Raw genomic sequence first — 25,737 nt, 5'->3', positions numbered from 1 at the left:
AATACCATATTTAAAATACCAAGTTGACAGTATAAGGAGGAATTGAAAGTGTTAAATAAACCATTAGAAGGAGTTAAGGTCATTGACTTAACATATTTTGTAGCAGGTCCAGGTACTTCTAAAATATTAGCTGACTGGGGTGCTGATGTTATTAAGGTAGAACCAAGCTTTGGAGACCCAGGAAGAAAGACAGGGGCAACAATGACAATGCCAATAGATGATTATAATAATCCTTTTTACAGCACATATAATTCAAATAAAAGAGGCTTGTCTATAAATCTTAAGAGTGAGGCTGGAATTGAAATTATGGATAAGCTTTTAAGTGAAGCAAACGTATTTGTTTCAAGCTATAGAACAGGAGCGCTAAAAAGACTAGGTCTTGACTATGAATCATTAAGTAAAAAGCATCCACATCTTATCTGGGGACAAATAAATGGTTTTGGTGATTTCGGACCTGCTAAGGATAATGCAGGTTTTGATACAGTTGCTTTTTGGGCAAGAAGTGGAGCTATGCTTGATATTGCAGAGAAGGATACAAGTCCAATAAACCCACCTATAGCCTTTGGAGATGCCACAACTTCTTGCAGTTTATCTGGAGGTATATGTGCAGCTTTATACCAACAATCTAAAACTGGAAAAGGACAAAAAGTAATGGCATCTTTATTTGGACAAGCAATATGGAATGCATCATCTTTATTAGCATCTACACAGTTTAGCGATGAGTATCCAAAAACTAGAAAAAATGCCATTTCTCCAGTAATAAACTCTTATCGTTGTAAGGATGGAAAGTGGATATTCTTAAGCATTCTAGAGCATGAAAGATATTTTGAGGCACTTTGCAGATTATTTGGAAGAGAAGATTTAATAAAAGAAGAGAAATTTGCATCTTCAGTAGAAAGTAAGAAAAATGCTACAGAACTTATTAATATTTTGGATGGTGAATTTGCAAAATTTACTCAAAATGAGATGGTTGAAAAGCTTACTACTGCGGATATAGCCCATGAGAGAATTCAACATGTTAATGATGTGGTAACTGATGAACAAGCTATTGCTAATAACTATATATATGAACATACAAGTAAAAATGGAAATAAGACAATGCTTGCATCCACTCCAGTTAAGTTTGGGAACATTGAAGTTAACATGACTTGTGATGCTCCACTTATAGGAGAACATTCAGATGAGATATTGAGAGAGCTTGGATACAGTGATTCTGATATAGAAGTTCTAATTGAGTCTGGAATTGTAGCAATGAATAAAGAAACATGTGAAGTACGTTAATGAATAGGAGGAAATTTTATGGATTTTAGATTAACAGAAGCACAACTAATGCTTCAAAGAGTAGCAAAAGAATTTGCAGAGAATGAAATAGCACCAATAGCTGCTGAAACAGATAGAACAGGTATTTTTCCAAGAGAGCTTTTTAGCAAAATGGCTAAAATAGGCTTTAATGGTATTGGAACACCTGTAGAGTATGGCGGTTCTGGTGGAGCAGATATAGAAAAGGTAATTGTTGTTACTGAGGTTGCCAAAAAATGTGCAGCATCTGCAGCAATATTATCAATACACACAATATACGCTCAAGCTATTTTGAAATTTGGTACTGAGGAACAAAAGAAAAAATACCTTCCAATGATGGCTGAAGGTGGGTGTGTAGGTGCCTTTGCTTTAACTGAGCCTAATGCTGGTTCAGATGCTGCAAGAGCTGCAACAACTGCAATTATTGATGAAGCAACTGATGAATACGTCTTAAATGGGACTAAGTGTTTTATTTCTGGTGGAGGTCAAGCAGAATCATTAATAATATTTGCATTGACAGAGCCATCAAAGGGAATAAAGGGCATGTCTGCTATCATCGTTGACAAAGGTACGCCAGGTTTTTCAATAGGAAAAATTGAAGAAAAAATGGGTATCCATGGTTCAGAAACTGCAGAGTTAATATTTGATAATTGTAGAGTTCCAAAGTCTAATTTATTAGGAAAAGAAGGGAAAGGCTTTAACATAGCTATGACTTGTCTAGATGGAGCAAGAATTGGAGTTGGAGCTCAAGCTGTAGGAATTGCGGAAGGTGCTTTAGAAGAGAGTATCAAATATTCTAAAGAAAGAGTTCAGTTTGGCAAGCCAATTTCAGCTTTGCAAGGTATTCAATGGTATATAGCAGATATGGCGACTATGGTGGAATCAGCAAAGTTGTTAGTATATTATGCTGCAGACTTGAAAGCTAGAGGGGAAAGACACACTAAAGAAGCTGCTATGGCAAAATACAATGCGTCACGTACTGCAAGAGAGGTTACAAACCTAGCTCTTCAAATCCATGGAGGATATGGATATATGAAGGATTATCCATTAGAGAGAATGTACAGAGATGCCAAGATAACAGAAATTTACGAAGGTACTTCAGAAATACACAAGGTTGTTATTTCAAGAGCAGTACTAGGATAGGAGGAAGAGCATGAATATAGTTGTTTGTTTAAAGCAAGTTCCAGATACTAACGAAGTTAAAATAAATAAAGAGACAGGTACTCTAATAAGAGATGGTGTACCAAGTATAATCAATCCAGATGATAGAAATGCTTTAGAAGAAGCTTTAAAAATAAAAGATGAACTAGGAGCAGTGATTAAGGTTGTAAGCATGGGACCCCCTCAAGCTAAAAGTGCTTTAAAAGAAGCTTTGGCAATGGGTGCTGACGAAGCATATTTAATTTCAGATAGAGCTTTTGGTGGTTCAGACACTTGGGCTACATCTACAATTATTGCTGCTGCTATAGAGAAGGTTGGAAAGTATGATGTAATATTCTGTGGAAGACAAGCTATAGATGGAGATACAGCTCAGGTTGGACCAGAGGTTGCAGAATTCTTAGGTGTCCCACAGGTTACATATGCAAAAGAAGTAAAGGTTCAAGATGATAAATTACTAGTAACTCGTTATACAGAGACAGGAGATTATTTAATAGAAGCAAAGATGCCAGTTTTATTAACTGCTATAAAAGAGTTAAATAATCCAAGATATCCAAGTGTCAAAGGAATCTTAGAAGCTTACAATAATGGAGATGCAAAGATTACTGTGTTAACACTTGAAGACTTAGCTGTTGATACAACTCAAATTGGATTAAAGGGTTCGCCTACAAATGTTTACAAGTCTTTTGTACCAGTTAAAGACAAGCATAATGAAATAATCGAAGGTATAAATAAAAAGGAAAAAGCTGAGAAACTAATAGAAATACTATTCGATTTGAAACTAGTATAGGAGTGTTAAGATGATGAGAGCAAAAGTTAATCAAGGTATAAATTTAAATGATTATAATGGTGTTTGGGTAATAGGAGAGCAAAGGGAAGGTAAAATAAATCCTGTTACTATAGAACTTATTGGTGAAGGAAGAAAGCTTGCTGACCAATTAGGAAAAGAGCTTGCAGTTGTAATAGCTGGATATGAAGTAGAGAAAGAAGTAAAGGAGTTACTTCACTATAGTGTTGATAAAGCTTATTATATCAACGACCCTCTTCTTAAAGATTTCACAACTGATGGATATGCAATTTCAATTGCAGGTTTAATTGAAGAGAAAAAGCCAGAGGTTGTACTAGTTGGAGCTACTTCTATAGGAAGAGATATCGCACCTAGAATTGCAGGTAAAGTTGGAACAGGTCTAACTGCTGACTGTACAAAACTTGAAATAGATTCAACAGATAATAAGTTATTACAAACAAGACCAGCCTTTGGTGGAAATTTAATGGCTACTATTGTTTGTCCAAAAAATAGACCACAGATGTCAACAGTTCGACCAGGTGTTATGGCAAAAGCTGTAAGAACTGAATCAAAGACTGGAGTTTTAGAGGTTGTTACTCCAGAACTTAATGAAAAAATGATTAGAACTAGATTAGTAGAAATTCTTCCAAAAGAAAAGAAATCTATAAATCTAACTGATGCTAGAATAATAGTATCAGCAGGAAGAGGATTAAAGAGGGCAGAAGGATTTGAACTAATAAAAGAATTAGCTGATAAATTGGGGGCAGAAATTGGTGCTTCAAGAGCGGCAGTAGATTCAGGGTGGATAGAACATTCTCATCAAGTGGGACAAACAGGAACTACTGTTAGACCAGAGTTATACATTGCGTGCGGGATATCTGGAGCAATACAGCATTTAGCAGGTATGAGTGATTCTAAATATATAGTTGCTATAAATAAAGATTCAAAGGCACCTATTTTCAGTATATGTGACTATGGAATTGTAGGGGATTTATATGAAATTCTACCTGAAATGATAGAATCATTAAATAGGTAACTTCTAGAAAACATTGAATATATAGAATGGTAAGTCTTATAATATTGTATTGTAAGACTTATTATTTTTGCTGAAGGTTATAGTGGAGGGATGAAACAATGAAAGAGCACTGGTATAAGGATATATTTGCAAGAGTATTATCCATGACTGATGATGGTTTTATTGTTGTAAATAAAGATGGAGTAATCATAGATATTAACGATAAATATTGTGACTTCTTAGGGAAAGAAAGAGACGATATAATAGGACACAATATACAAAGTATTATACCAAATACAAAAATGTTAGATATTATGAGAGATAAATATTGTGAAGAAGGAGCTATACACCATTACTCAGGTGGAAAAACAAAAGAAAAAAGTGTAATAGTAAGTAGGTCTTATGTGGAGAATGATAATGGAGAAGTAGTTGCAGGGGTAGCTCAAGTTAAATTTAGATTACAATCCTTTGATGTAGCTAAAAAGTTAATGTCAGAATATATGGAACTCCAATATTATAAAGAACAGTTCAAGGATAAATGTAGTTTTGACAAGCTCATAGGTGAAAATAGAGATTTCATAGAACTTAAGAAAACAGGTATGAAAGCTTCTAAAACGAACTTCTCAGTGCTTTTAACAGGTGAAACAGGTACAGGTAAAGAAGTCTTTGCTAGAGCAATTCACAATAATAGCAGTAGAGCAGACAAGCCTATGGTTAGTATAAACTGTGCTGCAATACCAGAAGAACTATTAGAATCAGAGCTATTTGGGTATGACGAAGGAGCTTTTACAGGAGCAAAAAAAGGAGGCAAAAAAGGTAAGTTTTTAGTTGCAAATAATGGCACAATCTTCTTAGATGAAATAGGTGACATGCCTTTGACCATGCAAGCAAAACTTTTAAGAGTTCTTCAGGAAAGTGAAATAGAACCAGTTGGAGGTCTTAAAACTATAAAAATAGATGTAAGAGTAATCTCTGCTACAAGAAAGAATTTAAGTAAAATGGTTGAAGAGGGATTATTTAGAGAAGATTTATACTATAGGTTAAATGTAATAAATATTCATATGATGGAATTAAAGGACAGACAAGATGATATTTTATTGTTAGCAAATTATATACTAAATAAATTAAATGTTGAATATAAGGAATTGAAGGTTTTAAGTGATAAAGTTAAAAATTGTTTTATTAACTATATTTGGCCAGGAAATATAAGAGAACTGCAAAATGTAATAAAAAGTGCTTATGCTGTAAGTGATGATATGGTCATTATGATGTGTGACCTTCCATCTAAAATGGATAATATAAGCAGAGTAGCTCAATGTAATGTGGATAGTAATTGCTCAATTCATGAAATGGTTGAAAATTATGAGAAGAGTTTAATTATTGATGTATTAAGGAAGTACAATTGGAAATGTTCCAAGGCAGCAGAGGTTATGGGAATACACAAAAGTCTTTTGTATAAGAAAATAAAAAAGTATGAAATTGAATTAAACAATTAAGATGACTTGAATTAAGATTAAGGCACACAAAAAATCACCCTTATACAGTGAACTATACCCACTGTTTTAACTGTATAAAACAGTGGGTATAGTTCAAAATTAGAGTGATTTTTACTTTATTTAATATTTATAAAAAATGTTTTAAAATATTTATCTTATTATTTAATCATAATTTTCCACTTCTTTATCAAGTTCTTTTCCACAAGAATCACATTTATATATAGCATTATATCCGTAATCATATTCATCAACTATTTTCTTTTGTCTAAATACACCACCACAATCACATAAAAAACCGTTTTTTATAAGAGTAACAATAAATTGTGATTTTATAAATTTTATATCATTACATTTATCATTAGTGTAAAAATTATAAATATAAGAGTTGTCACATTCATCTCTCAATTCAAATTTTTCAATATATGTGTTGTTTTTTAACTCCTCAAATTCTTCTTTAGTTAAGTATGACTTTTGTTGCAATTCGTGTAAGCGCTTAATTTGGTCCATAATTTATATCCTCCTAATAATTTTAGTATTTTAAGCTTAGATAAGGACTCTAAGTTTTATTAAATTTATCTCAAGGAATTATTTAAATTATATTTAGTTTTATTTAATTACAACATAAATAAATTAGCTATAAATAAAAACTAATTTTAAAAATAATTTCCTATGAAAATCTAAATTACTAACCCCTTACTAACCCGAAAAACTAAAAAAGAAAATAAAAAATATATCCAATCTAAATGATATATAAATAAAGATGATATATAAATAAAGGTATTTTATATAAATTTAACTTTAAATATCTCAACTGTAATATATAAAAATATATTATAGTTAAAATATACCACATATTTTGGGTATTGTATACTGGAATTAAAGCAATTAATTTATTTTTTAACACACAAATGATTTTATAAAAAAAAACAAGACTGAAAAATTCTTATATTATTTGATAAAATAAAAATGATAGTAAATTTATTGAATTTTATAAAATTTATAAGGAGTGAACTTAAAATATGCAAGAGAATAAAAATGATATATTTGAATCAATAGATAATGATGACTTTGACAATAAAACAGAAGATGAGTATTTAGAAATAGTAAAGCAAAATGGATTAAATTTAATATACATAAAAAATCAAACAGAAAAGATATGTCTGGAGGCTGTTAAACAAAATTGTAATGCAATAAAGTGTGTTGATAATCAAACAGAAAAAATATGTATAGAAGCAGTCAAGCAAGATTGGAGAATGTTAGAATTTGTTGAAGATCCAACAGAAGAAATATGTATGTTAGCACTTAGTCAAGATGGAACAGCATTAAAATATATAGAAAATCAGACAGAAGAATTATGTTTAAGAGCTGTTGAAAAAAATGGCACAGCTTTAGCATTTGTAAAAGAGCAAACAGAAGAAATATGTATAGAAGCAGTTAGAAATAGTGAATTTGGATTAGCAAGGGTAAAAAATCAAACAGATAAAATATGTATGGAAGCAGTTAAACAATGTAGTTATAACCTAAAATGGGTGGAAAATCAGACAGAAGAAATATGTATGGAAGCAGTAAGACAAAATGGGCTTGATTTGAAGTTTGTAAAAAATCAGACAGAAACAATATGTCTAAGAGCTGTAAGACAAAACGGTATGGCTTTAGAATTTGTAAAGGAACAGACTGTTGGAATATGCTTGAAAGCAGTGAGACAATATGGAATGGCTCTAAAATTTGTGAAAGAACAAACAGAAGAAATTTGCACAGAGGCTGTTAAACAAGATAAAAGAGCTCTTAGTTTTGTCAAAGGAGATAAAGAAAAATATAAAGTTTTATGCGATGGCAATGAGCCATTTGCAAAAAGATACGTTAGAAATGTAATAGAAAAAGAAAATAGAGCTTTGATTAAAAAAGGAGAAGAAAATGCAAAAATCAAAATTGCAGGAAAACTTCATGATAGAGGCATGTCTTTTGAAGATATATCAGATATAGTTGAGATTGAAATAAATAAGTTAAAGGTGAGTTTGGGGATTTTTTAATATAAAATAGTTAATTAAATAATAATTGGATAGTTCTTTGTAGGATAGTAAAATAAGTGCTATAATTTGACATATAATAAATTATTTTTATTACACATTAAGGAGGGATTGAAATTGAAAATTACAATATTGTATCAAACAAGAAGTGGAAACACAGAAAGGGTAGCTAAGTTAATAGAAGATGGTGCTAAAAAGGTAGACGGAATAGAAGTTAGACTTATGAGATTAGATAGTATTGATACAGAGTATTTAAATGAAAGTAAAGCAGTAATATTTGGAACACCAACATATTTAGCTAATACAACTTGGGAAGTAAAAAAATGGTTTGATGAGGATTCAAAAAAGATAAATCTAGCTGGCAAGTTGGGAGCAGTTTTTGCTACATGTGACTATGTCTGTGGAGGTCCTGATGTAGCAATTCTTACTATAGTAGGGCATTTAATGGTTAAGGGAATGCTTGTGTACTCTGGAGGTGGCTCTTTAGGAAAACCATTTATACATTTAGGACATGTACATTCAATTGAAGGACCAGAAATACAAGACGAAAAAGCTGTAATATTTGGAGAAAGAATTGCTACAAAAGCAAAAGAATTATTTGCTTAATTTCTATATACATAACAATGCTTGAAATAAGTTTAATGTTTTAATGGGGATTTAAGGTAAAAATTGTATACAAATAAAAATTTTCCATAAAATTACTCAATATGCTATCAATATGAATTATAATATGATTGTAAACATATTATATTAAATAAAATAGATAAAATTAAACGATAATAGTGAGGTAAGTTTATGGTATGGCATATAGAATATGAAATTTTTTCTGCAATTATAGTTATTTTTTTGATGGTATACTTTTTTAAAAGTAAATTTATACCTACTTTACAAAATAAAATATATTGTGCACTTTTAATTTGTTCATTTTTATTCATAATTTCAAATGTTTTAGGCTCACTTTGTCTAAATAATATAGACAAACTTCCAATTTTTTTAACTGCTTCATTGAATCAAATATATTTATTTTTATTGCCAATACCAGCGGCTCTTGTATTATTTTATGTCATGGCTATTATTTATCAAGATATTAGATATATGAAAAAAAAGCTTTTATTTTTATCTATACCACTTATAATTTGTATGATTCTATCTATAACTAATCCTTTTACACACATTTTATTTGGACTGTCAAAAGAAACAGGTTATGTACGTGGTTATGGATATGCTGCAACTTTTTTATCATTTTTCTTTTATGCAATATATTCGGCATTTTTATCTTTTAAATACAAAAAAGCAATGCATGAATCTAAAATATGGGCTATTAGAGGTTTTCTCATAGTTTCAATTATAGCAATTATTTTGCAGGCAATTTTTTTACAGTATCTTCTTACAGGAACAGCATGTGCATGTAGTTTGCTCTTGACATATCTCTCCATGCAGAATAGAGGTCTTATCATTGATGACCTTACTGGTGTACTTAATAGACAATCCTTTATTCAAGAACTAGATTTAAATATAAATACTGAACAATCAGGATTTATCATTACAATTGCTCTTGATGATTTCAAATTTATGAATGAAACCTTTGGAACTAAAAATGGAGATATTGCATTAAAAGAGGTTGGTAAATATTTGATTCATATTCATGATGTAAATCATGTGTATAGAATAGGAGGAGATATATTTTCTATTGTTGTTAATAGCCAGTTAGGTATATCTCCAGAGAAAATTACTAAACAGATAGAAGAAAGATTTAAAAAAGCATGGCTAATAGAAGAGATAAGTTTTAACTTATCAACTAGTATTGCAGTTGTTTCTTTTCCAGAAAATGCTGAAACGACAGAAGATGTTATAGTTGCAATTGATTTCTCTATACATGAAGCAAAACGCTCTGAATCAAGACAAGTTATTTATGCAGATGCATCTATAAGTGAAAAGATAAAGAAAAAACATATAATAAAAAATTGTTTGAAAGAAGCTCTAGAAAATGATGGCTTTGATGTATATTATCAGCCTATATTTTCTACTAGTAAAGATAGATTTGCTTTAGCAGAGGCTTTGATTAGGCTAGAACATAAAGAGTTAGGGTTTATACCACCAGATGAATTTATACCAATTGCAGAGCAGACAGGTCTTATTAATTCAATTGGGTTAGTGGTTTTTGAGAAGGTATGTAAATTTATAGCTAGTGATGATTTTGAAGATTTAAAGTTAGATACCATAGCTGTCAATCTTTCTGTAGTACAATGCATGCAAAAGAATTTGGCTGATGATTTGTTTGATATTATGAAAAAATACAAAGTGTCACCAAATAAATTTAAACTTGAAATTACAGAAACTGTGGCATCAGGTTCATTTAATATAATTAGAGAGACAATGGAAAAATTAATTACTTTAGGGGTTAAATTTGCACTTGACGATTTTGGGATAGGTTATTCTGGAGTTACTAATATGCTTTCCTTACCATTTTCAGTAATTAAGTTAGATAAGAGTCTGATTTGGTCTATGAATGAAGATAGTAAGCATAAACTCACAGTTGAAACTATTATATCTCTTATAAATAAATTAAATATGAAAGCTGTAGCAGAAGGTGTTGAAACCATTGAATACGCTAAAGATTTAAAGTCTATGAATTGTGAATATTTACAAGGGTATTATTTTTCTAAACCTGTTCCAGAGGAAATTTTAAGGGATTTGTTGAGAGAAAATGCTTTTACAGTTTAATACCCTTTATTTTTTTAATTACAATTTTGTTCATTGACACTATTAGCTAAATATTATAAAATTAACACAATAATAAATATTAAAATTATTATATATATTATTAATATTTAATATTAATTCCTAGAGTAAAGATTTATTATATATTTTTATAGCTTAAAATATATATTTTACTTAATTATTCTAACGTAAGAAAGGAAGATGTGACATGAATAAAAAGAAAATATTAGTACCAATTGATGGAACAGAAAGAAGTATGCATTCTTTGGAATTTATACAAGGAATATTCAAAAAAGATGAAGTCGAAGTGGAAATAATGAATGTAAAAGAACTAGTATTTATTGATGGCATATCCCTAGCTGAAGAGATAAAGAATTCTGAGAACTTAGGAAGACGAATCCTGGACAGAGCAGCAGAGATAATGGGAGAGTATGATGTTAAAGTTCATTTTACTTTTGGTTATCCAGGAGATGAAATAATTAGAAAAGCAAAAGAAGATAATGTAGATATTATAGTTATGACAAAATCTACTAAAAAAGGTCTAACAAGAATGATAGGTTCAGTAACAGCAAGTGTAGTTAAACAAGCAAAGTGTATAGTAATGATTGTACCGGAGTAGAATTAGTGAGGTATCTGAAATATGAATAAAAAAATAGCAGCAGTTTGTGAAAGTGAAAAAAGTTCAAATTCTCTTAAAGAAGCTGCAAATATTTTAGGGTTTGACTTAGTTTATGAAATTCAAAACGATGGAAGTATAAAAAATGAACTTTCTATGTATGATATAGAAGATGCATCTATAGTGTTATTTGTTACAAGTGATTCTATAGAGGGTATAGAAAAGATTGATAGATTTATAGATAGGGAGTTTTATGAGGTCGAACCAAAATATATAATAAGTGATGCAAAATCTATAGTAAATGAAATTTTAATAGATTTAAATTAATCTTAAAAATATAGGAAAAGCTTCAAGTAAATAGTATTTACTTGAAGCTTTTTTAATATTGAGGATTAAATTATATTTGTTATTAGACAATATTTAGATGAAACACTCATTTACTGAAGTTAGAATTCCTATTGAAAAGGACAATCCTGCAATACTTAGGGACGAATATATGTTGAAGAAAAGATGGTTTCTACTTTAAGAAAATTAGGGGTAGATTATGTATTTGATACTACATTTTCAGCTGATTTAACCATTATGGAAGAAGCATCTGAATTAATAGAGCTTATAACAAAGAATGATAAATCACTAAATTTACAAGTTGCTGTCCAGTTTGGGTTAAGTTTGTAGAAACATTTTATCCAGAACTGATACCAAATTTATATCCAGAATATAATTCTAAAAATTATATGTTAAATAATATATTAAAAAATGAGAATATTTAAATAAAAAAAATAATATTATATATAGTTGACAAAATGTGGAAATTAATATATTATATAAATATAGAAATAGTAATCATTACTATTATTAAAAAGGGGGAGGAATTAATTATGAACTTAAAAGGAACTAAAACAGAAAAGAATTTAATGGCAGGATTTGCAGGGGAATCAGAAGCAAGAAATAAATATACATACTATGCATCAAAAGCTAAAAAAGAAGGTTACAATCAAATAGCTGCTATATTTGAGGAAACTGCTAACAATGAAAAAGAACATGCAAAACTATGGTTTAAACTTTTACATGATGGAATGCCTTCAACAGAAGAAAATTTAAAAGATGCAGCAGCAGGTGAAAATTATGAGTGGACTGACATGTATGCAACATTTGCTAAAGAAGCTAGAGAAGAAGGATTTGACAAAATAGCTTATTTATTTGAAGCTGTTGGAAGAATAGAAAAAGAACATGAAGAAAGATACTTAAAACTTTTAGAAAACCTAAATGAAGGAAAAATATTTAAAAGAGAAGAAGAAGTTGTTTGGCAATGTCAAAACTGTGGTCATGTGTATGTAGGTACTGAAGCACCAGAAAAATGCCCTGTATGTGACCATCCAAAAGCTTATTTCAATATAAAAGCTGAAAACTATTAAAAATTATTATAATTAAAAAGGAATGTTAACTATGAAATTTTCTAAACAAAGAGAACTGATTTTAAATGAAATATTAAATAATCCAGTTCATCCTACTGCTGATTGTTTGTATGAAAGTCTAAAAAAAGATAATCCGAGCTTAAGCTTAGGGACTGTGTATAGAAATTTAGCTCAGCTAACAGAACATGGTTTTATAAAAAAAGTTAGTATTCCAGGAAATCCAGATAGATTTGATGGTAGAATAGAAAATCACTATCATATTATATGTGAAGTATGTGGAGAGGTGTACGATTTAGAATCTGAAATTCTTAGCAATTTAAAAGAATCAATATCAGAAGAAACAGACATAAAAATAACATCTTATAACATAAGTTTTAAAGGGATTTGTAATAATTGTAGAAAGTGTAGTCAAGTAGGTTAACTTTTCAAATTCTAAAAATAATTAATGAGGTGAGTTTATGTGTAGTGAAAAAAGATTTTTTATATGTGAGACTTGTGGTAATCTTATAGGGATGATACACAGTGCAGGTGTTCCTGTTTTCTGTTGTGGAAAGCCTATGAAAGAGCTTGTTCCTAATACAACAGATGCAGCAGTTGAAAAACATGTGCCTGTGATTGAAGTAGATGGAAATAATGTTACTGTTAAAGTGAGTAGTGTTGCTCATCCAATGACTAAAGAACATCATATAGCATGGGTGTATCTTATGACTGAACAAGGTGGTCAACGTAAATGTCTAGCAGTAGATGGAGAACCTGTAGTTAAATTTGCTTTGAATGATGACGATAAAGTAATATCTGCATATGCTTATTGTAATTTACATGGATTATGGAAAGCTGAATTGTAATATTTAAATAAACTGAATTAAAAAGGAGGCTAAAAAATAGAAATTTATTTCTATAAAAATAGCCTCCTATAAATTTATATAATCTCAAATCTTAATTTATTTTGAGATTAATAGCGTATAAGGAGAAAATAATATGTCAATTTATAAATGTAGTGTTTGTGGATATATTTATGATGAATCTAAAAATGATAAAACATGGGATGAGTTAAGTGAAGACTGGACATGTCCTGTATGTACAAAGGGTCGTAGTTATTTTGGAAAAATAAGTACAGTGTATTTTGAAGGTGAAGAAAAGAAAGAAAATAAAATAGAAGCATCTGTTCAAGAAAAATCTGATGTGAGTAGTGAAAAAACAGGCGATTTAAATTATTTAAATACATATTTAAGAAGAGATGATGAAGTTGAACAACATATGGATATAATTCATGAAATGGCTGTTACAGGAAAGTCTATAATAGAGCCTATGAAAACTAAACTACCAGTAATTTCTTGGGATGATATTTTAATTATGGGAGCTCAATTAAATCCATTACCGCTAAATGAACATGATGAAGTAAATACAACAACGATAATAGGAAAAAAAGCAAAAAAGCCTATGGTAATAGAAAATCCAGTTTATATTTCTCACATGTCATTTGGTGCTTTGTCTAAAGAGTTAAAAATAGCTTTAGCAAAAGGTGCAGCTAAAAATAAAACAGCTATGTGTAGTGGTGAAGGTGGTATATTACCAGAAGAAAAGGAAGCTTCATATAAATATATTTTTGAATATGTACCAAATAAATATAGTGTAACTGAAGAAAATCTTAAAAATTCTGATGCTATAGAGATAAAAATTGGTCAGGGAACAAAGCCTGGAATGGGAGGTCATCTTCCTGGTGAAAAAGTAACTGAAGAAATTGCAAAAGTTAGAAATAAACCTGTGGGGCAAGATGTTATAAGCCCATCTTGTTTTGAAGAAATACAATCAAAAGAAGACTTAAAGAAACTTGTAGATGAACTTAGAGAAGTTTCAGAAGGACGTCCAATTGGTATTAAAATTTCAGCAGGGCACATTGAGAGAGATATGGAATTTATAGCTTATGCTAAACCTGATTTTATGACTATTGATGGACGTGGTGGAGCTACTGGAGCAAGTCCAAAGTTACTTAAGGATGCAACTTCAGTTCCAACAATATTTGCTCTTTATCGTGCTAGAAAATACATAGATACACATGGATTAGATATAGATTTAGTTATAACAGGTGGGCTTCGTATATCTACTGACTTTGCTAAGGCTATAGCTATGGGAGCTGATGCAATTGCTATTGCTAGTTCTGCACTTATGGCAGCAGCGTGTCAACAATATCGTATATGTGGTTCTGGTAAGTGTCCTGTAGGAGTAGCTACTCAAGATGAGGAGTTAAGAAAAAGATTACATATAGAAAATAGTGCAAATAGAGTGGCAAATTTCTTAAATGTTAGTCTAGAAGAACTTAAGACTTTTGCTAGAATTTCTGGTCATAAAGATATACATGATTTGAGCGTTGATGATTTATATACAGTTAACTCTGAAATATCAAATTATACGAATATACAACATGTATAAATTTTATAAAGAAAACTATTTAAAAATATGAGTTTATAAAAGAAAATAGATTTTATAAAAAGAGAATTTTATATTATAGAATTCTCTTTTTTAATGTGAAAATTGGAGAGATTAAATTGTAAAATACCTTGTAATATCGTACTATTAAACTAAACAACAATTTAAGGAGTGATTAGTATGGAAAAAATGCAGATACAAGTTCTCGTTGATAATAATACATATATTGATAGATACTTTGTTGGAGAACCAGCAGTTAGTTACTATATTGAAATTGATGGAAATAGAATTTTATTTGATGCAGGATATTCAGAAATATTTATATCAAATGCTGAAAAAATGGATATAGATTTAGGTGACTTGACTCATATTATTTTTTCTCATGGACATAATGACCATACAAGGGGTATTCAATTTTTAGAAAATAAATATGATTTATCTAAAGTTAAACTTATAGCACACCCTAATTGTTTTGAACCTAAAAAATGTGGGGAGGATAATATAGGAGCACCATTTTCTATTGAGAAAGTTAGAAATACTTTTATGTATGAACCAACTAACAAACCTTTTAAGATAAGTGAAAATTGTATATTCTTAGGAGAGATTCCATCTGTAAATAATTTTGAAAAAAGAGCTAAAATAGGAAAATATAAATCAGAAGATTTATGGGAGGATGATTATGTTTTAGATGATTCAGCTATAGCATGTAAGACCGATAAAGGTGTTTTTATTGTTACAGGATGTTCTCATAGTGGAATTTGTAATATAGTGGAGTATGCCAAAAAATTATGTGGTGATGATAGAATTGCTGGAATCTTGGGTGGTTTTCATCTTTTTGAATTGGATGATAGACTAGATAGTACTATTCAATATTTAAAAAAAGAAGAAATAAAAATGTTGTATCCTTGTCACTGTGTTTCTTTTAAGGCAAAAGCCAAGATGAATGAAATGTTAAATGTAAATGAAGTTGGAGTAGGATTAACCATAAATATATAGTATATTAATAATGAGTTTGGAAAAATAAATTTTATTTAAAAAAATTAAGGGAATTAACAACAACTACAGGTGTATAAATTAAAAGCAAAAAGATACTTTCTAAAAGAAAGTATCTTTTTTATATTATGTATTTATTTTAAGATAAATAGAAATGTATAGTATTAATTTGTTGAAAGAAGAGTTATTTTTAATTATTTAGTATTTTCATTAGTAGATAATTATATCATGTATTAATAATAATGATATAAGAGAAATAAATTAAATTAGTTTATCTAAATACAATATTATTTTAAATATAAATTTATTTTTATATATAAATCTTAATGATTTCAATAAGAACGCAAATACAGTAATAAATAATTATGACCATTATAGGTATGTTAAGTATTTTCTAATTATAGAAATTGATTTGTAAAAAATTTAACACTGTAAAAACGATTTCATATAAAATAACAAGATATAAAAATATTATTAATTCATAATAATAAAATAAATATATAAAATTTACCTAATTAGAAATAAAAAAACTAAAATTGTAAATTTTTAGAAAAATTATGGTTGAATTAACTTGACAAAAATGTTATTCTTTTGTCAAATGTATGTTAAATTATAAATTTTTACTATTATTTCTAGAGAGGATGATTTTATGCAAAAAAATGTAAAAAAAGCAAAAGCAACAGGCTCTATTCTAGCTATATTTGGAGTTGCAAGTGTTCTTTTTAGTTCGCATGCAGGTGGAGGGTTTGCTACAGGTAATCAAGAAACACAGTATTATGTGCAATATGGATGGATTGCACCACTCATGGCAATTTTAGCAATGATTATACTTACTGCCACTATGAGAGAAGTTATTATAATGTATAATAATAATAATTGTAAGAATTATAAGGACTTATTTTGTGAACTTTGGAATCCATATCCAAAGCTTGAAATAATATGGGAGATATATTATTATTTAATGGTTTTAATAGCTGTAAGTGCTGTTATAGCAGGTGCAGCAGCAGTTTTCCAAAGTATAGGAATTAATTATTTTATAGCTGTCTTTATTATCGGAATTGTACTTCTTGTTTTTACTATATTTGGAGCTATGCTTGTATCTAAAGCAGCAACAGCAATGACAATAGCTATATTAGTATGTACTCTTACTATTTTCATAGTGGGTATAAAAGCTAAGGTACCAGAAATATCTGAAATATTTTCAAATAAAACGAGCTTCACACCTGGATACTTTAAGCCAATACTTAATACTCTTATTTATGCAGGATTCCAATCAGTTGTTATACCTACACTTGCAAGCTGTTCAAGACCACTTCTTAAAAATTCCAAAGAAGCTACTAAAGCAATGCTAGTTTCATTTGTTATGAATGCAGTTGCGTTGGGGCTTGCTGTAACTATGTTAATGGGATGGTATAGAGAATTTACTGCTGCTGGGCAAACAACTCTTCCTACTCTTTATGTTGCAGGTCAATCTGGAAATAACACTATATACATAATTTATAATGTAGCACTATTCCTTTGTTTGATGTCTACAGGAGTAACTACAATATTTGGTCTTGTAAATAGATTTGAAGACCATAAAGCACTTTCTTTCCTTTCTTCAAAAATGAAAAGAAGAGTATTTACAGCATGTGCAATAATGATAGTATCAATGCTTATATCTTTGACAGGGTTAAGTAACATAGTTAAGTATGGATATGGGTATTGTGGCTATCTTGGTCTATTCACTATAGTTATACCTTTTCTAACATTAGGTCACTATAAGAATAAGAAATTTGCAAAAGAACATCCAGAGGCTAAGTGGCCAGCTGATTTAGATGAGAATGTTGAGAATTTATAGTATAAATTAGTAGTTTAAGTATAAAAAGATGGTCTAGAAAAGATTCATTAATGATGATTTAAGTGAAAAATTAATATAATATTAATAGCAGAAAAAATTTAAAATGATGTTAACAATATTATTAAAATGAAATGATATGAAAATAAAGTAAAATATAAAAATGTATGTGAATTTATCTAGGATAAGTACGCATACATTTTTATTTATGACTTTATTCAATTTTTATTTATACTGTCTTTATTTATACAATAAATATTGAAAATATGTTTTATTATTTGATAGTTGCCTTATATATTATAATTCTATAATTCTTCTATTAATTTTAGATTCTATAGCTGTTTCAATTTCACTTAACATTCTCTCATTTTTAGGGTCAATAAAAGCACAAGTATAACCCTGTTCTCCAGCTCTACCAGTTCTACCAATACGATGAATATAGTCTTCAGGCGTTTCTGGTAAATCGTAATTATATATGTGACTTACTCCAGATATATCAAGACCTCGAGAAGCTACATCTGTGGCTATTAAATATTGTATTTCTAAATTTCTAAATGATTTCATTATTCTTTCTCGCTTTGATTGTGCAATATCACTATGCAACTTTTGACAATTATATCCTCGTATAGCAAGAGCCTCTTCAAGGTTGTCAACTCTTCTTTTAGTTCTACAGAATATTATAGCCATAAAAGGATTATCTTCATTTAAAACACTGCATAAAGCATCTAATTTCTTTCTATCTGTAGTTTCTACTACTTCCTGCTTTATATTAGTAAGAGTAATTTCTTCTTTTTCAATAGAAACAACAACAGGATTTTTTGTATATCTATAAGCTAATTTTTTAACTTGAGAATCCATAGTTGCAGAAAAGCATAATGTCTGTTTTTTATTTGAAGTTTCTTTTAAAATAGCTTCAACTTCATTTTTAAATCCCATAAGCAACATTTGGTCTGCTTCATCTAAAACAAAAGTTTTTAATTTGCTAAGGTCAATTGTTTTTCTATTTAAGTGGTCTAGAAGTCTACCTGGTGTAGCTATAATCATATGAATATTTCCTTTTAGTTTTTTTATCTGAGAACCAATGTCTTTTCCACCATAAGCTGCTAGAATATTTATATCCTTAGATTCTTTAAGTTTTATAGCTTCTTCTGTTATTTGAATAGCAAGTTCTCTAGTTGGAGACAGTACAAGTACTTGTATATCATCTACATCTAATGATATATTCTCAAATATCGGAAGCAGGAAAGCCAGTGTTTTACCTGTCCCAGTCTGCGCTTCGGCTATGACATCTTTTCCTGATTTTATTAAGGGGATACTTTCTTTTTGTATAGGTGTAGGTGTTGTTATTCCTGATGTTTTTATAATATTTATAGTATTTTCGCTAATTCCTAAGCTCTTAAAATCCATTATTATCTTACCTTTCATGAAAAATTTTCTATTTTATTAATCAATTAATAATATCATATTTGTAAGTATTTTTAGTAATTTTTTCGATTATTATTTATTTATTATTTATATAGTTTAAAAATATAGTGTATAACTCTTAAAATATAGTGTAGATTAAATTAGATTTTAGCTAGAATTTTAGAGGTTTATTTTAAAAGGTTTTTTGAAAATAAATCTATTTATAAATTAAATTAAAATGCAAGAAAAACATAATAACTTTCATTTTTAAGAAGTTTTCACAAAAAGGAAAAAATATAGTGCAATAATTAATATAAAGTAATATAATAGATTACAAGATATGAAAAGCTAAAAAAATAAATTGCAAATGAAATTAAAATGAATAAAAAATAAAAAAATAATCAAAAGTTAGAGACATCACTGAAAGATAAGACCTAATATTATTAAAACTAAATGTATACTAAGGGGGGCATTAATATGTGCATTATATCAAAAGATAGAGCAAAGGAAATCAAAATAGTAGATACTACTTTAAGAGATGGGGAACAAACAGCTGGGGTTGTATTTGCGAATAGAGAAAAAATAATGATTGCTGAAATGTTAAGTGATTTAGGTGTTGACCAAATTGAAGTTGGTATACCTACTATGGGTGGAGACGAAAAAAATGTAATAAAGCACATATGTAATAGAAATTTAAAAGCAGATATAATGGCTTGGAATAGAGCAGTGATAAAAGATGTTGAAGAATCTATTTCTTGTGGTGTTGATGCAGTAGCCATATCAATATCAGTATCTGATATTCATATAGAAAATAAACTTAGAACTTCTAGAGGTTGGGTTTTAGAGAATATGGCTAAGACAGTTGAATTTGCAAAGAAAAACGGATTATATGTTTCAGTAAATGGAGAAGATGCTTCAAGAGCGGATATCGACTTCTTAACTGAGTTTATAAATGTTGGAAAGCAAGCAGGAGCAGATAGATTTAGATATTGTGATACAGTAGGAGTTATGAATCCTTTTTCTATAAAAAATGCAATAGAAACTCTTTACGAAAGAACTAATTTTGACATAGAAATGCATACACATAATGATTTTGGTATGGCAACTGCAAATGCACTTGCAGGATTAGCAGCAGGAGCAAATTATGTTGGAGTTACAGTTAATGGCTTAGGCGAAAGAGCTGGAAATGCAGCATTAGAAGAAGTTTTAATGGCACTTAAATGCATCTATAAATGTGATTTAAATAACGTAGATACTAGAAAATTTAGAGGAATATGTGAATATGTGTCACAAGCATCAGGAAGAATACTTCCTACATGGAAACCAGTAGTTGGAGATAATATGTTTATACATGAATCTGGTATACATGCTGATGGAGCATTAAAAGACCCACATAACTATGAACCATTTGACCCAAGTGAAGTAAATCTTGAAAGAAAAATAGTAATAGGAAAGCATTCAGGAAGAGCAGCAGTAATAAATAAATTGAGTGAATATGAAATGTATATTTCTCCAGAAAACGCTACCAAATTATTAAATGCAATAAGAGCTACATCTATAAGATTGAAAAGAAGTTTGATGGATAAAGAGATTCTTCAATTATATTGTGATATACTAGCACATGAAAAAGGTACAACAGAAGAAGAAGCAGTTAGAGGTTCATATATTTAAGATATAATTGTTTAGGAGGAAAGTATGGGAGATAATATAGTTTATAAAATAATCAAAAAACATATAGTGGATGGAGAGGCTGTTGCTGGCAATTCAATTGGGATAAAAATAGACCAGACTTTAACACAAGATTCCACTGGAACAATGACATATCTTCAATTAGAAGCTATGGGCATAGATAAAGTAAAAACAAAAAGAAGTGTTGCATTTGTAGACCATAATATGTTACAACAAGGATTTGAAAATGCAGATGACCATAAATATATACAAACAGTAGCTGACAAATACGGTGTTTATTTTTCTAAACCAGGAAATGGTATCTGCCATCAAGTATTTTTAGAAAGATTTTCAACACCAGGAGATACACTTTTGGGTTCTGATAGTCACACGCCTACTGCTGGTGGTGTTGGTATGATGGCTATTGGTGCTGGGGGATTGGATGTTGCTCTAGCTATGGCAGGAGGAGCATACTATATAAAAGCACCAATCGTCTGTAAGGTAAACTTAGTTGGAAAATTAAATAATATGGTATCTTCAAAAGATATAATATTAGAAGTGTTGAGAAAACAAACTGTAAAAGGGGGCGTAGGTAAAGTCTACGAATATGGAGGAGAAGGAGTTAAAAATCTATCTGTTCCACAAAGAGCCACAATAACAAACATGGGAGCTGAACTTGGAGCAACTACTTCAATATTCCCAAGTGATGAAAAAACATTAGAGTTTTTTAAGAGTCAAGGAAGAGAAGATGCATGGATGGAACTAAAACCTGATTCAGATGCAGTTTATGATGAAGAGATTACTATAAACTTAGATGAATTAAAACCATTAGCTGCAAAGCCTCATAGTCCAGATAATGTAGATGAAGTTGAAAATATAGGAAAGATAAAAATAGACCAAGTTGCGATAGGAAGCTGTACAAATTCTTCTTATGAAGACTTAATGAAAGTAGCTCAAATCTTAAAAGGAAACAAAGTTCATAAGAATGTAAGTTTGGTAATAGCACCAGGCTCAAGACAGGTTATGGAAATGATAGCTAGAAATGGAGCTTTAGGAGATATAATAAGTGCTGGAGCTAGAATATTAGAAAACTCTTGTGGGCCATGTATAGGTATGGGGCAATCTCCAGGAACTGATTCTGTATCCTTAAGAACTTTCAATAGAAACTTCTATGGAAGAAGTGGAACTCTATCAGCACAAGTATATTTAGTGAGCCCAGAAGTAGCAGCAGTAAGTGCTATAAAAGGAGAACTTACAGACCCAAGAGAATTTGATGTTAAATTTGAAAACTTAGATGTAAGTGAATTTTTAATAGATGATAGTATGATAATAAAGCCTTCTGATGTAGGAAGTGATGTAGAAGTAGTTAGAGGTCCTAATATAAAACCTTTCCCTCTTAACACAGAACTAAGTGAGTCTATAAGTGGAAACGTAATATTAAAGACAGAAGATAATATAACTACTGACCATATAATGCCATCAAATGCCAAGTTACTTCCTTTTAGAAGTAACATACCATATCTTGCAAACTATTGTTTTAATACTGTGGATACAGAGTTTCCTCAAAGAGCAAAAGATAATAATGGTGGATTTATAATTGGTGGAGACAACTATGGACAAGGTTCAAGCAGAGAACACGCTGCTTTAGCACCATTATATCTTGGTGTTAAAGGAGTAATAGTAAAAAGTTTTGCAAGAATACACAAAGCCAATTTAATAAACAGTGGAATAATTCCAATGGAGTTTTGTGATGAAAAAGATTATGAAAATTTATCTCTTTTAGATAATCTGGAAATACCAAATATTTTAGATAATTTAGATAGTGGTGTTTTAGAGGTTAAGAATATAAGTAAAGGAGCTTCTTTCAAAGTTAAAGTAGAATTATCAGCAAAAGAAGTTGATGTATTAAAAGCAGGTGGAAAATTAAATTACACTAAGAATCAAGCTAATTAATATGAAAAGAGGGAATATTGATGTATAAAGTGACACTTATACCAGGAGATGGAATAGGTCCAGAAGTTGCGAAAGCTATGAAAAAGGTTGTAGAAGCTACTGGAGTAGAGATAGAATGGGAAGAAGTTAATGCAGGAGAAGCAGTTATTGAGGAATATGGAACTCCACTTCCTCAATATATTATAGATAGTATAAAAAAGAACAAAATAGCTATAAAAGGTCCAATCACTACTCCTGTGGGGAAAGGGTTTAGAAGTGTAAATGTAACTTTGAGACAAGCATTAGATTTATATGTTAATTTAAGACCAATTAAGAGTTTTAAAGGTATAAAGTCAAGATATGAAGATGTTGATTTAGTTGTAGTAAGGGAAAATACAGAAGACTTATATGCTGGTATAGAGCATAAGATAGGTGATTATGCAGCTGAAAGTATAAAGATAATAACAAGAGGAGCAAGTGAGAGAATTGTTGACTTTGCATGTAACTATGTTAAAGATAACAAGAGAAAAAAAGTCACTGCTATACATAAAGCGAATATAATGAAAATGTCTGATGGTTTGTTTTTAGATGTATTTAGAGAAGTAGCATCAAAACATGGTGTTGAGTATGATGATTTAATTGTAGATGCAGCAGCTATGAACTTAGTTTTAAATCCAGAAAATTATGATGTAATGGTAATGCCAAATCTTTATGGAGATATACTATCTGATTTAGGAGCTGGTCTTGTTGGAGGCTTGGGTATAATTCCAAGTGCAAACATTGGTAAAGATTGTGCTATATTTGAAGCTGTTCATGGAAGTGCTCCACAAATAGCTGGGCAAAATAAGGCTAATCCAACAGCGCTTATTCAATCATCAGTAATGATGCTTAGATATTTAGGAGAATATGAAAATGCACAAAAGATAGAAACAGCTCTAGAAGAAGTATTTCTTGATGGAAGCAAATTAACTGTAGATTTAGGTGGTTCAGCTTCAACTACCGAATTTGCAGATGAGGTATGTAAGTATATTTAGTTGTTGTTTATAATAATATGATGTAAGTTTTAAAAAGAGCTGTTAATTGTATACGGGACAATTAACAGCTCTTAATTTAGTTTTGTAATGATATATTTGTAAACATCCAGTCAAAAACAAAAATAAATGTAAAAAGATTGTTTTTTTAGTTGAGTATTCAACTAATATATGGTAATATACAAATATAGTTGAAAGTTCAACTAAAAATATTTTGAATTTAGAGATATTGATTGGAGGTGTATTTGATTAAAACTTTAGACAGTAATATATTAAGAGAAGTTGGTACTTTATCTAGAGCAGTAAATTCAATAAATGATATGAAGTACAAAGAATTAAAGTTACAAAAAGGGCAATTTACTTTTTTAACACGAATTTGTGAAAATCCTGGAATAAACCTTGTAGAATTATCAAATGTGTTAAAAGTAGATAAGGCCACTACAACTAAAGCTATACAGAAGTTAATAAAAGCTGGATATGTAGATAAAAAGCAAGATGAGTTTGACAAAAGAGGATACAATTTAGCTCCTACCAATAAATCTTTAGAAGTATATGAGCTAATAATTGAAGAAGAAAATAGAAGTATAGAAATATGTTTTAATAATCTTACAGATGAAGAGAAGCAAACAGCAAATAATATACTAGAGAAAATGAGAAAAAATATAGAAGAAGAATGGTTTAGAGTAAAAAGATAATAAATTAATGGATGAATATAAGGAGATATTTTTATGATTAGAAAAGCAAATATAAGTGACTTAGATAGTATTATGGGAATTATAAAATCAACAGTAGAAGAAATGAAAGGCTATAATAATACACAGTGGGATGAAAATTATCCATCAGATAAAGACTTTATTTCTGACATTGAGAAACAAGATTTATATGTAGAAGAAGTAGATGGAAAAATAGCAGGATTTATATGTATTAATTATGATGAACCTAAAGAATATATAGATTTAAATTGGTCATCTAATGATAAGGCTATGGTAGTACATAGAATGGCAGTAAATCCAAGTTTTAGAAAGATGAGAATTGCATCTAGACTAGTTAATTTTGCTGAAGAATTAGCTAAAGAAAACGATGTATCATATTTAAAGAGTGATACATATTCAATAAACTCAAAGATGAATTCATTGCTTATAAAATGTGGCTTTATTAAAATTGGTGAAATGAGTTTCCTAGGAAAAGAGAAATCTTTCTATTGTTATGATAAAATATTATAAAAAGTATTTATCATACAAAGGCTAAAGGATATATTTTTAGTACTAGTAGGGGAATAATGTAAGCCAAATGTATGCTATTATGAAAGGGTTGATTTAGATGATTGAATTTCTAAAAAAAAGAAGAAGTATTAGAAAGTATAAAAATGTTGAAGTAGAAAAAGAGAAGTTAGATAAGATATTAAAAGCGGCTCTTTTAGCACCATCATCAAAGGGACTTAGAACATGGGAATTTATCGTGGTAGACGATAAAGAAACATTGACTAATTTATCTCAGTGTAGGACTAAAGGTGGTGGGTTTTTCCTAAAAAATGCACCTTTAGCTATTGTAGTTATTGGAGATAAAGAAAAAAATGATGTTTGGATAGAAGATGCAAGTATTGCTGCTTCATATATACAGCTTCAATCTCATGAGCTTGGATTAGGTTCTTGTTGGATACAGGTAAGAAATAGGATGCATGATGATAGTATAGATGCTGATAAATATATTAGAGATGAACTGAACATACCTGATAAGTACAGTGTAGAATGTATAATTTCTATAGGCTACCCTGATGAAGAAAAAAAATCATACTGTGACTCTGATTTGGATTATGAAAAAGTCCATTTTAATAAATTTTAATGTATAATATATTATATTAAGACAGTATGTTTTTTTGATATTGTTAATATATATTTAAAATTGTAAAAA

At 29.6% G+C, this 25,737-nt stretch carries 26 protein-coding genes; 24 read left to right on the top strand and 2 right to left on the bottom strand.

Annotated elements, in window-relative coordinates:
• Positions 1-48 precede the first annotated feature (48 nt).
• From IR151_RS04740 to IR151_RS04720, 5 genes are all read left to right on the top strand, one after another.
• Complete coding sequence (locus tag IR151_RS04740; RefSeq protein WP_227433375.1) at positions 49-1,281, top strand: CaiB/BaiF CoA transferase family protein; 1,233 nt, start codon at positions 49-51, stop codon at positions 1,279-1,281.
• Positions 1,282-1,299: 18 nt separating this feature from the next.
• Positions 1,300-2,442 carry an acryloyl-CoA reductase gene (gene acrC, locus IR151_RS04735; protein WP_227433374.1) on the top strand — a complete coding sequence of 381 codons (1,143 nt, stop codon included), beginning with the start codon at positions 1,300-1,302 and terminating at the stop codon, positions 2,440-2,442.
• Positions 2,443-2,452: 10 nt separating this feature from the next.
• The gene (locus IR151_RS04730) at positions 2,453-3,247 is read left to right on the top strand and encodes an electron transfer flavoprotein subunit beta/FixA family protein (protein WP_227433373.1); all 795 of its coding nucleotides are present in this window, start codon (positions 2,453-2,455) and stop codon (positions 3,245-3,247) included.
• A 13-nt stretch (positions 3,248-3,260) separates the two neighbouring features.
• Positions 3,261-4,280 (top strand): electron transfer flavoprotein subunit alpha/FixB family protein, encoded by a 1,020-nt coding sequence (locus tag IR151_RS04725; protein ID WP_413926925.1) that lies wholly within the window; start codon positions 3,261-3,263, stop codon positions 4,278-4,280.
• A 98-nt stretch (positions 4,281-4,378) separates the two neighbouring features.
• Positions 4,379-5,755, top strand: coding sequence for a sigma-54 interaction domain-containing protein (locus IR151_RS04720; protein ID WP_227433371.1), 1,377 nt, complete (start codon positions 4,379-4,381; stop codon positions 5,753-5,755).
• A gap of 162 nt (positions 5,756-5,917) precedes the next feature.
• Here the strand turns inward: IR151_RS04720 and IR151_RS04715 are convergent, their stop codons facing one another.
• Positions 5,918-6,262, bottom strand: a complete 345-nt coding sequence (locus IR151_RS04715; protein ID WP_227433370.1) for a hypothetical protein — start codon at positions 6,260-6,262, stop codon at positions 5,918-5,920.
• Between the two features lie 512 nt (positions 6,263-6,774).
• Here IR151_RS04715 and IR151_RS04710 point away from each other — a divergent pair.
• The 13 genes from IR151_RS04710 to IR151_RS04655 all read left to right on the top strand — a co-directional run bounded on the left by IR151_RS04710 (position 6,775) and on the right by IR151_RS04655 (position 17,794).
• Positions 6,775-7,785 carry a DUF4116 domain-containing protein gene (locus IR151_RS04710; protein ID WP_227433369.1) on the top strand — a complete coding sequence of 337 codons (1,011 nt, stop codon included), beginning with the start codon at positions 6,775-6,777 and terminating at the stop codon, positions 7,783-7,785.
• A gap of 114 nt (positions 7,786-7,899) precedes the next feature.
• Positions 7,900-8,388 (top strand): flavodoxin family protein, encoded by a 489-nt coding sequence (locus IR151_RS04705; RefSeq protein WP_227433368.1) that lies wholly within the window; start codon positions 7,900-7,902, stop codon positions 8,386-8,388.
• A gap of 189 nt (positions 8,389-8,577) precedes the next feature.
• The gene (locus IR151_RS04700) at positions 8,578-10,506 is read left to right on the top strand and encodes an EAL domain-containing protein (RefSeq protein ID WP_227433367.1); all 1,929 of its coding nucleotides are present in this window, start codon (positions 8,578-8,580) and stop codon (positions 10,504-10,506) included.
• A gap of 205 nt (positions 10,507-10,711) precedes the next feature.
• The gene (locus tag IR151_RS04695) at positions 10,712-11,122 is read left to right on the top strand and encodes a universal stress protein (protein ID WP_227433366.1); all 411 of its coding nucleotides are present in this window, start codon (positions 10,712-10,714) and stop codon (positions 11,120-11,122) included.
• A gap of 21 nt (positions 11,123-11,143) precedes the next feature.
• On the top strand, positions 11,144-11,446 hold the full coding sequence (locus IR151_RS04690; protein WP_227433365.1) for a PTS sugar transporter subunit IIBC: 303 nt from the start codon (positions 11,144-11,146) through the stop codon (positions 11,444-11,446).
• Positions 11,447-11,629: 183 nt separating this feature from the next.
• Complete coding sequence (locus IR151_RS04685) at positions 11,630-11,794, top strand: [Fe-Fe] hydrogenase large subunit C-terminal domain-containing protein (protein ID WP_413927348.1); 165 nt, start codon at positions 11,630-11,632, stop codon at positions 11,792-11,794.
• Entirely contained in the window at positions 11,749-11,889 is a 141-nt protein-coding gene (locus tag IR151_RS20375) for a [Fe-Fe] hydrogenase large subunit C-terminal domain-containing protein (protein WP_413927351.1), read from the top strand. Before IR151_RS04685 ends, IR151_RS20375 begins: the two co-directional genes overlap by 46 nt.
• Positions 11,890-11,997: 108 nt before the next feature.
• Complete coding sequence (gene rbr / locus IR151_RS04680; RefSeq protein ID WP_227433364.1) at positions 11,998-12,534, top strand: rubrerythrin; 537 nt, start codon at positions 11,998-12,000, stop codon at positions 12,532-12,534.
• 31 nt (positions 12,535-12,565) lie between these two features.
• Entirely contained in the window at positions 12,566-12,955 is a 390-nt protein-coding gene (locus IR151_RS04675; RefSeq protein WP_227433363.1) for a Fur family transcriptional regulator, read from the top strand.
• A 37-nt stretch (positions 12,956-12,992) separates the two neighbouring features.
• Positions 12,993-13,379 carry a desulfoferrodoxin family protein gene (locus IR151_RS04670; protein WP_227433362.1) on the top strand — a complete coding sequence of 129 codons (387 nt, stop codon included), beginning with the start codon at positions 12,993-12,995 and terminating at the stop codon, positions 13,377-13,379.
• Positions 13,380-13,512: 133 nt separating this feature from the next.
• Positions 13,513-14,964 carry a glutamate synthase-related protein gene (locus tag IR151_RS04665; protein WP_227433361.1) on the top strand — a complete coding sequence of 484 codons (1,452 nt, stop codon included), beginning with the start codon at positions 13,513-13,515 and terminating at the stop codon, positions 14,962-14,964.
• A gap of 177 nt (positions 14,965-15,141) precedes the next feature.
• A complete protein-coding gene (locus tag IR151_RS04660; RefSeq protein WP_227433360.1) occupies positions 15,142-15,957 on the top strand; it encodes an MBL fold metallo-hydrolase in 816 nt (271 codons plus the stop codon).
• Between the two features lie 646 nt (positions 15,958-16,603).
• On the top strand, positions 16,604-17,794 hold the full coding sequence (locus tag IR151_RS04655; RefSeq protein WP_227433359.1) for a hypothetical protein: 1,191 nt from the start codon (positions 16,604-16,606) through the stop codon (positions 17,792-17,794).
• 294 nt (positions 17,795-18,088) lie between these two features.
• Here IR151_RS04655 and IR151_RS04650 read toward each other — a convergent pair whose 3' ends face one another.
• Positions 18,089-19,216, bottom strand: a complete 1,128-nt coding sequence (locus IR151_RS04650; RefSeq protein ID WP_227863168.1) for a DEAD/DEAH box helicase — start codon at positions 19,214-19,216, stop codon at positions 18,089-18,091.
• 456 nt (positions 19,217-19,672) lie between these two features.
• On the opposite strand from IR151_RS04650, the gene nifV reads away from it, so the two are divergent.
• From nifV to IR151_RS04620, 6 genes are all read left to right on the top strand, one after another.
• Positions 19,673-20,866: a homocitrate synthase gene (gene nifV / locus IR151_RS04645; RefSeq protein WP_227433357.1), complete on the top strand. Its 1,194-nt coding sequence runs from the start codon at positions 19,673-19,675 to the stop codon at positions 20,864-20,866.
• Positions 20,867-20,890: 24 nt separating this feature from the next.
• Entirely contained in the window at positions 20,891-22,816 is a 1,926-nt protein-coding gene (locus IR151_RS04640) for an aconitate hydratase (RefSeq protein ID WP_227433356.1), read from the top strand.
• Positions 22,817-22,836: 20 nt separating this feature from the next.
• Positions 22,837-23,829 (top strand): isocitrate/isopropylmalate dehydrogenase family protein, encoded by a 993-nt coding sequence (locus tag IR151_RS04635; protein ID WP_227433355.1) that lies wholly within the window; start codon positions 22,837-22,839, stop codon positions 23,827-23,829.
• 242 nt (positions 23,830-24,071) lie between these two features.
• The gene (locus IR151_RS04630) at positions 24,072-24,521 is read left to right on the top strand and encodes a MarR family transcriptional regulator (protein ID WP_227433354.1); all 450 of its coding nucleotides are present in this window, start codon (positions 24,072-24,074) and stop codon (positions 24,519-24,521) included.
• 33 nt (positions 24,522-24,554) lie between these two features.
• The gene (locus tag IR151_RS04625; protein WP_227433353.1) at positions 24,555-25,049 is read left to right on the top strand and encodes a GNAT family N-acetyltransferase; all 495 of its coding nucleotides are present in this window, start codon (positions 24,555-24,557) and stop codon (positions 25,047-25,049) included.
• A 97-nt stretch (positions 25,050-25,146) separates the two neighbouring features.
• Positions 25,147-25,668: a nitroreductase family protein gene (locus tag IR151_RS04620; protein ID WP_227433352.1), complete on the top strand. Its 522-nt coding sequence runs from the start codon at positions 25,147-25,149 to the stop codon at positions 25,666-25,668.
• Positions 25,669-25,737 lie beyond the last annotated feature (69 nt).

The organism is Clostridioides sp. ES-S-0006-03 (genome assembly GCF_020662275.1).
Lineage (GTDB): Bacteria > Bacillota > Clostridia > Peptostreptococcales > Peptostreptococcaceae > Clostridioides.
This window is presented reverse-complemented; position numbering and strand designations above follow the sequence as displayed.

Bases quoted from the DNA above. Each gene is read 5' to 3' on its own strand.
- IR151_RS04660 (WP_227433360.1), top strand. From the start codon at position 15,142: ATGGAAAAAATGCAGATACAAGTTCTCGTTGATAATAATACATATATT.
- IR151_RS04650 (WP_227863168.1), bottom strand. From the start codon at position 19,216: ATGAAAGGTAAGATAATAATGGATTTTAAGAGCTTAGGAATTAGCGAA.
- IR151_RS04635 (WP_227433355.1), top strand. From the start codon at position 22,837: ATGTATAAAGTGACACTTATACCAGGAGATGGAATAGGTCCAGAAGTT.
- IR151_RS04690 (WP_227433365.1), top strand. From the start codon at position 11,144: ATGAATAAAAAAATAGCAGCAGTTTGTGAAAGTGAAAAAAGTTCAAAT.
- acrC (WP_227433374.1), top strand. From the start codon at position 1,300: ATGGATTTTAGATTAACAGAAGCACAACTAATGCTTCAAAGAGTAGCA.
- IR151_RS04675 (WP_227433363.1), top strand. From the start codon at position 12,566: ATGAAATTTTCTAAACAAAGAGAACTGATTTTAAATGAAATATTAAAT.
- IR151_RS04725 (WP_413926925.1), top strand. From the start codon at position 3,261: ATGAGAGCAAAAGTTAATCAAGGTATAAATTTAAATGATTATAATGGT.
- IR151_RS04620 (WP_227433352.1), top strand. From the start codon at position 25,147: ATGATTGAATTTCTAAAAAAAAGAAGAAGTATTAGAAAGTATAAAAAT.
- IR151_RS04640 (WP_227433356.1), top strand. From the start codon at position 20,891: ATGGGAGATAATATAGTTTATAAAATAATCAAAAAACATATAGTGGAT.
- IR151_RS04715 (WP_227433370.1), bottom strand. From the start codon at position 6,262: ATGGACCAAATTAAGCGCTTACACGAATTGCAACAAAAGTCATACTTA.
- IR151_RS04710 (WP_227433369.1), top strand. From the start codon at position 6,775: ATGCAAGAGAATAAAAATGATATATTTGAATCAATAGATAATGATGAC.
- IR151_RS04670 (WP_227433362.1), top strand. From the start codon at position 12,993: ATGTGTAGTGAAAAAAGATTTTTTATATGTGAGACTTGTGGTAATCTT.
- rbr (WP_227433364.1), top strand. From the start codon at position 11,998: ATGAACTTAAAAGGAACTAAAACAGAAAAGAATTTAATGGCAGGATTT.
- IR151_RS04665 (WP_227433361.1), top strand. From the start codon at position 13,513: ATGTCAATTTATAAATGTAGTGTTTGTGGATATATTTATGATGAATCT.
- IR151_RS04685 (WP_413927348.1), top strand. From the start codon at position 11,630: ATGGTTTCTACTTTAAGAAAATTAGGGGTAGATTATGTATTTGATACT.
- IR151_RS04700 (WP_227433367.1), top strand. From the start codon at position 8,578: ATGGTATGGCATATAGAATATGAAATTTTTTCTGCAATTATAGTTATT.
- IR151_RS04625 (WP_227433353.1), top strand. From the start codon at position 24,555: ATGATTAGAAAAGCAAATATAAGTGACTTAGATAGTATTATGGGAATT.
- IR151_RS04695 (WP_227433366.1), top strand. From the start codon at position 10,712: ATGAATAAAAAGAAAATATTAGTACCAATTGATGGAACAGAAAGAAGT.
- IR151_RS04655 (WP_227433359.1), top strand. From the start codon at position 16,604: ATGCAAAAAAATGTAAAAAAAGCAAAAGCAACAGGCTCTATTCTAGCT.
- nifV (WP_227433357.1), top strand. From the start codon at position 19,673: ATGTGCATTATATCAAAAGATAGAGCAAAGGAAATCAAAATAGTAGAT.
- IR151_RS04730 (WP_227433373.1), top strand. From the start codon at position 2,453: ATGAATATAGTTGTTTGTTTAAAGCAAGTTCCAGATACTAACGAAGTT.
- IR151_RS04720 (WP_227433371.1), top strand. From the start codon at position 4,379: ATGAAAGAGCACTGGTATAAGGATATATTTGCAAGAGTATTATCCATG.